Origin of the sequence: Parahalioglobus pacificus (genome assembly GCF_014652275.1) — a bacterium.
GTDB lineage: Bacteria > Pseudomonadota > Gammaproteobacteria > Pseudomonadales > Halieaceae > Parahalioglobus > Parahalioglobus pacificus.
Genome location: NZ_BMYM01000001.1, coordinates 1867560 through 1880154 on the forward strand (window position 1 = coordinate 1867560; position 12595 = coordinate 1880154).

Sequence of the window (12595 nt, forward strand, 5' to 3'; positions counted from 1 at the left end):
AACAAAGCGCCAGTCGTGGCCGGGGTTTCGGGGAACACAACGCATGTCAGTAATGGTCAGCTCTCAGGACAACCTGCAACGCAGCTTACGCGGTGTGCAGTACCTCTTTTCTCGCTTCGGCACGGACCGCTGTTCGGAGATTGCTGCGGCCCTCACCTACATGAGTTTGTTTGCGCTGGTGCCACTGCTTACGGTGCTTTACACCATGGCCTCAGCAATACCTGCTTTTCAGGGGGTGGAGAGTCAAATTCAGGAGTTATTGTTCCAACACCTGCTGCCCGAAACTTCATCAGATATCGAACAGTACCTGAACGACTTCTCCCGCCAGGCAAAGAACCTGACCGGAGCGGGCATCGCCTTTCTGGTGGCCACCGCGGTACTGATGCTGCGAAACGTCGAACGCGCCTTCAATACCATCTGGCGTACCCGTGAAAACCGCTCGGCGGTCTCCAGCTTCCTGCTGTATTGGGCGGTTCTTAGTCTGGCACCACTCACCATTGGTATGGCGTTGGCCATCAGCACCTACCTGTCGTCCATTGCCATGTTGGTGGAAAACTATGATGTCATCGGTGCCGGCTCTGCCCTGCTGGCCCTGACGCCGTATCTGCTCAGCGGAGCGGGATTTACCCTGTTGTATGTGGCGGTCCCCAACTGCCAGGTGCCGTTCCGGCATGCCCTGGCGGGCGGATTGATCGCTGCGCTCGCTTTCAACGTGGCCAGACGCGCCTTCACCGATCTGGTGGTTGGCTCCAGCTATACGTTCATCTATGGCGCCTTCGCGGCTGTGCCGCTATTCCTGTTATGGATCTACTTATCGTGGAACATCGTACTAATGGGTGGCATCTTTGTGCACAGCCTGTCGGCCTACCAAACACAGGAAGAAGCAGCCAGGCCCACCGTGCTCAAGGCCTTGGATGTGCTTTACATCCTCTGGTCAAATCAAAAGCGCGGAATTTCAGTCAAAGAGTCGGAAATTCTCAGCAACCGCAACCCGGTGACGGGCGGCCTGGATAGCGAAACCTGGCGCGATCTGCGCAAGCTATTCCTGGACAACCACCTGATTGCGGAGAACGACCGGGGCCGATACCTGCTGGCCCGCGATCTGCACGAGGTCAAGTTCTGGCAGATCAAGGAGCTGGTGAACGAAGAGCTGCCGCTGGACAGCAGCGACGTGAAAACCGGCATGCCCTGGCAAGCCAGCGCCTACCATCTACTGCGAGACCAGCGCGGCGACCAGAGGAATCAACTGGACACAACACTTGCGGAGTTATTTGCTGAATGAGAGAAAGACTAGTCGTAGCCCTGAGCCTGGTCCTGTTATTGGGAGGCTGCAGCAAAGCCCCGCTGGAAGCCGCTCGCGGCCAATGGGTGCTGGTTAATTACTGGGCAATTTGGTGTAAGCCCTGTATTCAGGAAATCCCCGAGCTCAATGAACTGGATCACAGCCGCAGCAATGTCACCGTACTGGGCGTGAACTACGACAACCTCGCCGGTGATGAGCTCCAGTCCCAGTTAGATGAGTTAGGCGTGGAATTTGCGACGCTGCCAGAGGACCCGGCGGCGCAGTTGGGTGTGGCAAGACCTCAGGTGCTGCCCACAACCTTTATTCTGGACCCCGAGGGCAATCTGGTGTCCACCCTGGTTGGACCGCAGACACTGGATAGTCTCAATCAGGCACTGGTGAGCGCAGGCGCACCTGCAGGCTAAAAAAAAACCGGCCTGAGGGGCCGGTACAAAGGAGTCTCGAAGAAGTAGAACCTGGACGGTGTCCAGTCGAACAAACCGGTATTCGGACCCAGTCGGGGTAGGTACTGACTGCCAAAAACCGCGTTGTTACAAGATAAGACCCGGCACCGCGAGAAAAGTTCACCCTACCTCCTGTTTTAATATTCACTGTTCTTGTACTCCACGTTTCACCCTTGAAATAGACCCACGCAAACATCGCCGGGCAGAGGCTGAATGGACAGCCAGCGCAGGCAGGTCTAGTCTCATTCCCACATTGCCTACCACCACTAAAGGACTGTCTTCCATGGGCCATATTTTTGACGATGTATCTGAAACCATTGGCGGCACACCGCTGGTAAAAATAAATCGCATTAGTGACGGCAACATTTTTGCCAAAGTAGAGAATCGCAACCCGGCAATGTCCGTGAAATGCAGAATCGGCACCAGCATGGTGATGGCCGCTGAGGCTGACGGCAGTCTCAAGGCCGGCATGACTATTGTGGAGCCCACCAGCGGCAACACTGGCATTGCGCTGGCTTTTGTCGCAGCGGCGCGCGGCTACGGTTGCATCCTCGTTATGCCGAGCACCATGAGCCTTGAAAGACGGATGATCATGAAAGCACTGGGTGCACAGATCATTACCACCGAAGGCGCCAAGGGTATCCCCGCTGCCATCGAGAAAGCCAACGAGATCATCGCTTCAGACCCCGATAAGCACTGGGGCGCGCACCAGTTTGAGAACCCCGCCAATCCCGCAATCCACGAGAGCACAACCGGCCCGGAAATCTGGAAAGACACCGACGGCGCGATTGATGTGCTGGTTTCTGGCGTAGGCACCGGCGGAACGCTGACGGGAATATCCCGCTACATCAAGAACACGCAAGGTAAGGCGATCACCACTGTCGCCGTTGAGCCGGCAACAACCACCATGATTACTGCTGCGAAATCAGGGCAGGAGCCCACTCACGCGCCGCACAAAATACAAGGCATAGGCGCGGGCTTTGTCCCCGAGAATCTTGACCTGGCTATGGTTGACCAGGTTGAACAAGTGACCAATGAAGAGGCCTTTGAATGGGCACACCGGCTCATGCAGGAAGAAGGCATTCTCGCAGGGGGTTCCTGCGGGGCAGCCATGGCGGTTGCCCATCGGGTGTCTCAGCAGGAGCAGCATAAGGGCAAGAACATCGTTGTGATCCTGCCCGACTCGGGTGAACGCTATCTCAGCTCGCCGCTGTTCGAGGGCGTGTTCTCCGACAACGAAACGGTGCAGTAATTGGAGGTACCGGCGCTACATGGCGTAGCGCTGGTTCCAGGCATCAACAATGCGCTGGTAGCTGCCATCGGAACGCGCCTTGGCCAGCGCCGTATTGAATCTAGCGATCAAATCTTCCGTTCCGACTTTGGAGCGAGAGGCGGCGACATACAGGCCCCGTTTAGGCAGGGTAATGTCTAGAGGGGTCAACTCGCCCCGCCTGTCTTCCAGGTACTCTGACAGCATCAATGCGATAACCCGATTGTCACCAATGACATAATCCACCTTGCCATTGAACAGGTTCATCAGGCTCTGAATCATGTGGTTCTCAACCACCAGCGACACGCCGTCTATCCCTTTCAGATCCATGCCATACGAGTAATCCTCTAGCACACCGATGCGGCTACCCGCGAGCTGCTCCAGCGAGCGCGGGCGACGATTGGCGGCTTTTGTCGTCACCAGGATAGTGTCGTTCAGCAAATAGGGGTCACTGTAAATAAAGTCGCGCTCGCGCTCCTCATCGCGCCAGGCTGCGCCCAGCACGTCATACAGACCAACACGCACGCCCTCCATCGCGCGCGGCCAGCGCTCGATGCTGTTGTCTACGGGCAGCCCGGCCTGCTGGAAGATGTGCGTCACCAACTCCAGCGCCAAGCCGCCCTCGGGGAGTTGAGCGTCCACGTAAGGGGGCCAGGTGTTGGTCATCATTGTGACCGGCGCGGGTGTCTCTGCCGATGCACGCACTGTGGCCAACAATAGCAGTGCGACTAGCAACCATCTAATCTGCATGGGATTCCTCATTGTTAACGGGCTGTTGCCTGCAACTTCTGTTGCAGCCGGCGGCCCACATCAGGCCACTCATTATCCAGAACACTAAAGTACACGGAGTCTCGGGAGAAGTCCCCCTGAACGATCATGTGCTGGCGTAGCACACCCTCGCGGGTTGCACCGATCCCCTCCAGCGCCCGCTGCGAGCGCAAATTGCGCGCGTCGGCCTTGAATTCAACCCGCCGACAGCCCATAACCTCGAATGCATGGGACAGCAGGAGATACTTTGCTTCAGTGTTCACGCCTGTGCCTTGCCAGTCCTGACCCAGCCATGTCCAACCAATCTCCAGCGATGCGTGTTCGGGGCGAATATTCAGATACCGCGTGCTGCCCACAACCTTACCCTTGGCTACCTCAACAATCGCAAAGGGATACTGGTCGGCTTGCGCCATGGCCTCATCAACCCAGTGCCGTGTGTCTGCAAGATCGACAAAACAGGCGCGGGGCATGTAGCGCCAGTCATCTGCCTCACGGCCACGATTGAACAAGCCTTGCGCATGAGACTGGTCCAGATGCTCAAGGCGAATGCGCGACCCCTGCAGCGGCTGTGCGGGAAGTTTCATCGATAGGACTCCAATGTCCGAGACAAGGCTAGGGAATTAACAAACTTGAACCGGTGGTCTTACGCGATTCCAGATCGCGATGTGCCTGTGCGACATCAGCGAGCGCGTAGCGCTGCTGAATATTTACGGCGAGGCGCCCATCTAACACGCGCTCGAACACATCTGCAGCCGACTGTCTCAGTTCTTCTGTGCTTGCGGTGTAGGTCATAAGGGTGGGACGAGTGATGAACAATGATCCCTTGTTGGCAAGCACCTGCAAATCCAAAGGTTCCGGCGAGCCGGAGGCATTGCCAAACGACACCATTAAACCGCGCATGCTCAAGCAATCCAGAGAGGTTTCGAAGGTGTCTTTCCCTACCCCGTCATAGACCACCGGCACGCCCAAACCACCGGTAATCTCTCGCACGCGCTCTGCCACATTTTCATGGCTATAGTTAATGACATGGTCATACCCGTGCGCCCTGGCCAACTCAGCCTTGGCTTCCGTGCTCACGGTGCCAATGACTGTGGCACCCAGCGCACTGGCCCACTGCCCAAACAGTAAACCCACACCGCCGGCTGCCGCGTGGAACACGCAGGTTTGGCCAGATGCCAGTGGATAGGTGCGTTGCAGCAAATACTCAACGGTAGCGCCCTTCAGCAATACTGCCGCTGCGGTTTCCAGGTCGATGCCGTCGGCGACACGAACCAGTCTAGCGGCAGGAAGATTGATACATTCGGAATACGCACCGAAACCCGCCGTGCAGTAAGCGACACGATCACCCACGTTCAGGTCTGCGCCCTCCCCTACTGCGATAACCTCACCGGCCGCTTCCAACCCTATGCCGGTTGGCAATGGCAGGGGATACAGGCCACTGCGATGATAGGTATCTATGTAGTTGAGACCGATGGCCTTGTTGCGAACCTGCACCATGCCCGGCCCCGGCGCATCCAGCTCAACTTCTATCAGGTCGAGCACTTCCGGGCCGCCTGTCTGCTCTATCCTTACTGCCTTTACCATGCTCTACACTCCTGCATTTTGCGCGCGGCTATGGCGAGCGCTCCCGGCGACAATGCACGCTGCGGTATACTACCCTGATAACGACAAGAATGAGCAGTCATGCACGGCTACACCCAAACTGAGCGTTTCCTTTCGCTCTTCACTGCGCTGAGAAGCGGTGAGGGAGACAGCGCCCTGCGCCTGTGCCTGCAGTCCTTTGTCATTATGTTCGCGTATTACCTCCTCAAAGTGATTCGCGAACCACTGATCCTCGCCGACGGCTCAGCAGAGCTTCGCGCGTACACTACAGCAGCACAGGCGATGCTGCTGATGCTCATCGTGCCACTATTTACGCGCGCGTACTTAAAGGTCCGGCTGCTACAGGAAAAGCATCACCTCTTTCGGCATACGCTGTTATTTTTTATTGCTAACCTCTCAATTTTTGCGATAGCACATGCTGCAGGACTGGCCATCGGCGTAGCCTTCTATATCTGGCTCGGCATATTTGCGGTCATGATCCCGGCACTGTTCTGGGCCTTCGCGGCTGACCTGTACAACCTGAAGTCAGGCCAACGTATTTTTCCGCTGATCGCGGCCGCCGCTGCTTTCGGCGCGTTGCTGGGTTCAGGCGTTGCCGGGGAACTGGATGTCCGTGTGGGCCATCATGGGGTAATAATCGCAGCGGCCGTGGCTCTGTTACTGCCATGGATGCTGAGCCGGCGCACAGAGCAGTTCATTCCTACCGGATCGCGATCCTTGACACTGGAACGAGGCGGACAGGTTCAACACCCTTTACTAGAGGGCTTTCTCGTCGTCTGGCGAAGCCGCTACCTCACCCTGATTGCCATCTTTGTCATTCTGCTGAACCTGATCAACACCAACGGTGAGTACATTTTGGCGGAGTTCGTTACCGACGAGGCTGCCAGGCACAATGCAGTCACCGGGGACGCAGATGCCTACATAACGGGTTTTTACAGCCAGTACCTATTTATCACCACGCTTCTTGGCTTTCTCATTCAGCTGTTCCTGGTATCGCGAATATACGAGCGGGTGGGCATTGCCGGCGCCCTACATATACTGCCCATACTGATGATCATCAGCTACAGCGCGATCGCCCTACTTCCGCTGCTAGTGGTGGTTCGCCTTGCGCTCATTGCCGAGAACAGTCTGAATTACTCGCTGCAAACCACCACGCGGCACGCCTTGTTCCTGCCTGTAGAGCGCGAAGAAAAGTATGTCGGCAAGCACATCATCGACACCTTTTTCTTTCGACTGGGGGACGTATTGTCCGGGGGTTTTGTTTATCTGGCGAGTACGCTGGTTGGCCTGGGAATCGTGGGCTTCGTCTCCATCAACATTGTTTTGGCAGGTCTGTTGCTGGTGGTGTCGCGTGCCATCGGCCAGCGCCACAGCTCGACTGCAGCGGAGCAGCTCAACAACATGGCGCCAGAGGTTGCCTGTGCACCCGCGGATCTTTACGTGACTGCTGGTGCCTCACAACAAATGGCCTTGCCCTCTGACACCTTCGTTGACCCTGACGTTGGAGATGCACTGAAGTATCAGGCTTTTGCAACGCACTCGGATCGACTGCCCGCCTGGATAAAGTTCGATACGCTGAATCGAACCTTCACCTTCGCGCCACCGCCGAGGGCGGCCGGCAGTCTGCGCATTCGTGTCGTGGCCAGGGACTACGACGGTTTGGAAGCCGAACTCAGTTTTACCGTGAACTATGGCGCAGGTGCCTGAGCCGTTTCAGCTCGTTCGTATTCGGCAAATCGACGCCCCGCATACGTCGCCGCCCAGAGCCACACCGCCAGAAGTACAAGCGTAATCACGCTCAAATACCTTAGACTTTCGAAGTCGCTGAACATCAGGGTAAGACCCAGACTCACAACCACCGCGATTGCCTTGGCAAAACGCTGCACAAACATATCGATAAACGCCTTGGCTCTGTACTTCTCCGCCTGGGAGGTCGGCACATACAGGGCTTCCTTTGCCGACTGGTTGATGGAGTAGCTGAAAGCATTATCTGCCGTGTTCAATAAGCTGCCGACCCAGAGCACGGGGAACAGCAGGAAGGCCGAGGAACCTAGCGCTATCGCGCAGGGCAGAACGATCAGCGCAATCCCCACGCCAAAGCGAGACATCACCAGCCCGGTGAGAAACAGCTGCACGAACAGGGAGACCCAGTTGGTGATTGAGAACACCAATGCAAACTGCGCCCCTATCTCAGGGCCCGACAAGTAGTGAGCGATAGTCGACGTGAACTGGAAGTCCACCATCGTTGATATCACTTCATACAAGCCGACAATAGCGACAATCGACAGCAGGTAAGGCGATCGCATCACCAGCAGCGCACCCTCGGTTGCAGGGTTTGCACTGCCTTGCTCAGGGTCGGGAGCACTGGGTTCTATCTCGACCTGCACATAACGGCTGGCATAGGCCGCCGCAATCAGAATCAGCAGTGCGAAACCCGTACACACCCATAACCACTCGCCATTACTGAAACGCTCGATGTTCAGCCTCAGCACCGTTGTGCCGAACACACCGCCCGCGACGCCGCCAAGACCGACCAGCCCGTACAAGCGCTTTGCTGTATCGGGCCTCACCGAGTCATTGAGAAACGCGAAAAATGTCGCGACCATCAGCGTGCTGAACAGGTCGCCAAAGAGATAGAAGCTCCAGACAGTGCCAGGTCCAGGCTGGTGCAGAAGTTGGACGAACAGCACGTAGCACGCGACAAAGAAACCGGTGAACACGAAGCTGAGTTTTTCCCGGCGCAGTTGCCGACTGAGCGCACTGAACACCACAACCGCGATAAAGGCCACGACCATGTTCAGCACCTTCGCCAGCAGCTCCGCCTGGGCTGCGTTGAACACCGTACCTAGGAAAGTGAATCCTCTGTCATCGTAGTACTGGATGAACAAGCCCTTCTTCAGAGGCTTGAGAATCCAGAAGCTGCTGATCACCAGAAAGAAGTAGCAAAACATCGAGAGCGCCAGCGGCCATTCGCCGCGCCGCACATCCATAAACGCCTGCAAGGGATTAGTCATCGACTATCCCTGATCGAGTAGCGCGCGGCTCGGCCTTCACACGATGTTGCCAATGAGAAAACAACTCAGCGATCTTCTGGGCGCTTGGCCTGCTTGAGAATAAGGTCCCGCCGCTCCAGTATTGCCTGTATCTGCTTGGGGTGAAGGTATTCTGACAACTCCGCCGTCAGCATCTCCTCATCCAGCGCCTCTAACTTACCGCGCAGCAAGTCAGACACCTGCAGGATGACCTTACGGTATTGCTTGGGTCGGTCATCCTTGGCGCGGAAGGCCAGCGAGTGATCGATAAAGCGCAACATGTAATCGTCCTTGGTCCACAGGATATTGGTCAGATTGCGGTCATCGTTATGAATCAGGATGTCGAATATGTAGCGTAGCCGGTACTGCTCATGCTGCTTACAGAAGCTATTGAATGGCATATCGCTCGCCACCCTGTCCCGTTCGTTAATGGCATTCTCCACCCAATCCGACAGTGCACCGTCCTGACCCTCCACTTGGGCGAGCGTCGCGGTGGGAACCATTTGCAGATCAATCATCCGGTCAATCTTGTAGGCCGCCACGTCGTAGACGTAGCGATCTGCATCATCGTTGCGACGGGGGATGTAGCGCTCCCGGGATTCAATACCCGGGTGACTGTCTTCGTATTTGAAGACTGAATCATTGGTCATGCCGTTGGCGCTCTGACGAACGCGCTTGGGTTTGGTAATGCCTGTGCCAATATCTTTCACCGACACCACCTCCGCGGTACGCATAAACTCCTCGAGGTCGGCATCTGACATCTGCGACAACTGCATTGCCAGTTCACGCACTTCAGGGGTTGGCTGCGCACGCTCACCATTACCAAGGTAATGGATATATTCCTGGCCGTCGCCATAAATCAGGGCAGCGGCACGCCCCTTATAAACAGACTTCAGCATGCCGGTATCAAGCCGGATGGCGCTTCCCCCCATGCGGGAGTGGACATCTCCACGCGTTGGTGTGTGTCCGACAACAAGTTGCTCGGCACCAACCTTCTTCAGAAACCGTTCCGTATTGAATGACTCCGTGTACGGATGACACAGTGCTGTACCGCGGTACCAGATTGGGCTGTCATCACTGAAAACGACCGCTTCCTGCGCTTCAAATACTGCCGTGAGCGGATCAAACCAGTCCGCCCGCTTTCGAGGGTTCGCCAAAGCGAACTTTTCTGCGGCGGCATTCAGAAAGCGCAAGCGGTCGTCATAGCTCACATGCCAGGGCATCACGCCCGCATCACGGAGGTCATCAATATTCTTGAGATAATCCTGCAGTTCAGTCTGCAGCTCTTTGTTCAATTGTCGCAGAGTCTTGTCACTGAGCTCGTACGCTATACCCGCATGCAGAAACACCTTATCGTTGACCTTGATCACGTAGGGTTTATCGATCAACCATGACCCCAATGGACCATCACTGGCGTAAGCTTTGCGCAGCGCGAAATAGCCGGGCGGGTACTGCGTATCGAAGGCAGCCCGCACATCCGCATCATCGCCTCCACTGTTGAAGCGGCGGTAGTCCGCAAAGGCGGCGTCCCTGTCAGCAGCTGTCTCATCGGCTGAAAACTCTGCAAATTCCGCTGCCGACACGTAGCGCAAGTCACCCGTTAACACCATGACTTCATGGTTGCCCAAAATGAGATGAACGGCACCACCCGCGGCGGCGGCCTGCTGCTCAAGCTTCATCATTAATTCAACGACTTTGCGAGAACCAGGCCCGCGGTCGATCAGGTCACCGACTGATACGAGATGGGCGTTACCCCCAACCCAGTTGAGGTCAGCATCCGCAACACCCACCTCCTGCAGCAATGCCGTCCAATCTTCATAGGCACCATGGACATCACCAAAGGCAACCACACGGCCCGGTGCCTGCACGTCATACTCTGCAGCCGCTGCGCCTGCAGGCAACAGCAGTGCACAAACCGTAAATACAGATATCAGCCAACGCATCAGCAGCATTGATCTAGCCCCTCTGGAGTGGTTATTTTCTGGTTAAAGTGTAGCTGGCCAGGCGACAAATGCCACGCGGCAAGGTCAGTCTATCCAACCCAGCACATCCCGAATAATGGACCAGCGCGGCCCGCGCTGTTGCGATACGCCCCCCAGCATCCAATAGGTATGCAATTCATCGACAGTGCCGTCCTTGCGCTTCAAATCGACCCAGTTGCTGACAAAGGCCTGCATTTCAGTATCGCCCTTGGGTACTGCATAGGCAGCTGGATAGCGGATACCGCCATCCCGGGCGCGAGCAACTGTATACCGAGGGTAGCGATAGGCATAGGCGGCACCCTCTTCGGCCGACAGCAGTAGCGCATCGGCGCCCTGGTTATCGCCGCTGAAAAAGTCCTCTGCGGCCTCCAGGTACACCACCTGGGCATTGGGTAACAGTTTGTGAATACGCGGGGCAAAATAGTGCGAGCTAACCAGGGCAATAGTCAGCTCTGGCTCCGCCCGCAGGGCTTCAACATCCGCATACAATTCACGCTCGTGATCAAGAACTACGAAAGACAGGTGCAGATCGATGTACGGCTGTGAGAAGGAGGCAATAGCAAAGCGATCTGGCAGCGCCGCAATACACGACATCGCCATATCAATCTGGCCGGAAGCCAACATACGCTCAAGACCGCCAAACTCGAAAGGCACAAACTCCAGGTCAACACCCAGGTCTTCGGCCAGCACATGCGCCATTTCCACATCAAAACCGACAAGCTCGCCATCCGGCGTGAGGAAACTGCAGGGCAAATTGTTCGGCCGGTAACCGACCTGGAGGATGCCGCTATACAACACATGATCCAATCGCGTGCCCGCCAGTTGCGTGACGCTTGCTTCGGGTACGTCCACGCGGATGCGCGCACTCACGCGCTCCTGCATCAGCTCGATTTCCGCCAGTACCTCATCACGCGGCGGCGCCGCCGGCACGAAATGACTGAAGTAGAGGCGCAGTCCAACCACCAGCGCCACCAGGCATAAACCACTCACGGCCAGGTAGCGCAACACGTCGCCAGAGCGCACTCGTACCAGACCGCCCAGCGCCAGCGTTCCCAACACACTAACAACGATGATGTGTAGCGCCGCCAGCATTGCGCCAAAGCGGCCAACAACGATGCCCGTCACCAGGAACAACTGGAACATGTCAGCGGGTATGCGCAGGGCATTCAGAAGGTACGGAACGGCAATATTGATGCTGCCGAATAGGCTGAAAAATCCCTCAAAGGCCAGCGATACTCGATCGCCTCCGTTAAGTGGGGTATCAGTGAACCAGGCGGCAAACAGCACGAAGAGCAGTACAAGCAACTTACCCAGTGAGGGGAAGTTAAACGACACGGGCACGATGATATCGATGGCCGACTCGGCCTCCTGGCTATCCACACGACGTTGGGCCAGCAAGGCCTTACAGCGCTCGGCTATCTGCGGCAGCACAACAAACTGATTGCCCGTCGCAAATGCCGTCACCAGCGGATCACGAAACGTCGCCAACACCTGCCGAAAGGGAATGCCACTCACAGTCGCGACAAGCCCCGGGAAAATCCAAAAGGTAATCAGCAGTGCAAGGCTGATATAGGTCATCAGGTAGACCTGAACCCTTCCCAGTTCATCGATGGTCATGGTGCCAGCAGCGGCAGCGGCGATGGCAAAGATGCCGTAGGGCGTTAGCTGCACCACGGCGCCGTTGATGCGGGTCAGGGCCTGGTTCAACCCATCGAGAATGTCGACCAGCGTCTCTTTTTCCTCCACCGCGATAAGTGCAACGCCAACGAGGATGCTGAAGAGGACGACGGCGGGTACGAGGTTATTAGACAGCGAATAGAAGATATTCGCGGGCAGGTAGAGCTCCAGCAGGTCTGTCTGCTCAGTAACAGTCCCCTGCATACTGCTAAAAAACGATGCCGCTTCCAGGCTGGGAAAGGCCAGAGAGACCGTGAAAATCATCACCAAGGCCAATCCCCAGATGGCCAGCAATACCAGGGTGCCTCGCAGGGCCAGGCGCTTGGCCTGTTGCATGTCCATGCGCGCGAAGCCAGAGATCAGTGAGACAACGATATACGGCAGTACCGTGATCTGAAGCAGCCTGACGAAGATATCGCCAAAGATCTTGAGGCCCGCTGCCAGCTCACCAAAAAACAGTCCTGCTGCCACACCCAGCAGCAAACCCAGCAGAATGCGCCCCGACAAGCCCATAGTGA

General features: G+C 56.5%; 10 protein-coding genes. 4 read left to right on the forward strand and 6 right to left on the reverse strand.

Annotated features, from left to right (window positions below; translation table 11 throughout):
* Positions 1–43: 43 nt before the first annotated feature.
* The 3 genes from IE089_RS08460 (at position 44) to cysK (ending at position 2998) form a co-directional block, all read left to right on the forward strand.
* Entirely contained in the window at positions 44–1282 is a 1239-nt protein-coding gene (locus IE089_RS08460; protein ID WP_189477127.1) for a YihY family inner membrane protein, read from the forward strand.
* On the forward strand, positions 1279–1707 hold the full coding sequence (locus IE089_RS08465; RefSeq protein ID WP_189477128.1) for a TlpA family protein disulfide reductase: 429 nt from the start codon (positions 1279–1281) through the stop codon (positions 1705–1707). The genes IE089_RS08460 and IE089_RS08465 overlap by 4 nt, the downstream gene beginning before the upstream one ends.
* Positions 1708–2029: 322 nt before the next feature.
* A complete protein-coding gene (gene cysK, locus IE089_RS08470) occupies positions 2030–2998 on the forward strand; it encodes a cysteine synthase A (protein ID WP_189477129.1) in 969 nt (322 codons plus the stop codon).
* Positions 2999–3013: 15 nt separating this feature from the next.
* On the opposite strand, the gene IE089_RS08475 is transcribed toward cysK, so the two are convergent.
* From IE089_RS08475 to IE089_RS08485, 3 genes are read right to left on the reverse strand one after another with little or no spacing between them, the layout of a single operon-like run.
* Entirely contained in the window at positions 3014–3766 is a 753-nt protein-coding gene (locus IE089_RS08475; RefSeq protein WP_189477131.1) for a substrate-binding periplasmic protein, read from the reverse strand.
* 14 nt (positions 3767–3780) lie between these two features.
* Positions 3781–4368, reverse strand: coding sequence for a GNAT family N-acetyltransferase (locus tag IE089_RS08480; protein ID WP_189477133.1), 588 nt, complete (start codon positions 4366–4368; stop codon positions 3781–3783).
* Positions 4369–4396: 28 nt separating this feature from the next.
* Positions 4397–5368: a quinone oxidoreductase family protein gene (locus tag IE089_RS08485; RefSeq protein ID WP_189477135.1), complete on the reverse strand. Its 972-nt coding sequence runs from the start codon at positions 5366–5368 to the stop codon at positions 4397–4399.
* A gap of 99 nt (positions 5369–5467) precedes the next feature.
* On the opposite strand from IE089_RS08485, the gene IE089_RS08490 reads away from it, so the two are divergent.
* A complete protein-coding gene (locus IE089_RS08490; protein WP_189477137.1) occupies positions 5468–7093 on the forward strand; it encodes an ATP translocase in 1626 nt (541 codons plus the stop codon).
* Here the strand turns inward: IE089_RS08490 and IE089_RS08495 are convergent.
* The 3 genes from IE089_RS08495 to IE089_RS08505 all read right to left on the reverse strand — a co-directional run bounded on the left by IE089_RS08495 (position 7075) and on the right by IE089_RS08505 (position 12590).
* Positions 7075–8400: an NTP/NDP exchange transporter gene (locus IE089_RS08495; RefSeq protein ID WP_189477140.1), complete on the reverse strand. Its 1326-nt coding sequence runs from the start codon at positions 8398–8400 to the stop codon at positions 7075–7077. The two genes, IE089_RS08490 and IE089_RS08495, sit on opposite strands and share 19 nt — an antisense overlap.
* A gap of 65 nt (positions 8401–8465) precedes the next feature.
* Positions 8466–10370, reverse strand: a complete 1905-nt coding sequence (locus tag IE089_RS08500; RefSeq protein WP_189477142.1) for a HipA family kinase — start codon at positions 10368–10370, stop codon at positions 8466–8468.
* Between the two features lie 75 nt (positions 10371–10445).
* Entirely contained in the window at positions 10446–12590 is a 2145-nt protein-coding gene (locus IE089_RS08505; RefSeq protein WP_189477145.1) for a cation:dicarboxylate symporter family transporter, read from the reverse strand.
* Positions 12591–12595 lie beyond the last annotated feature (5 nt).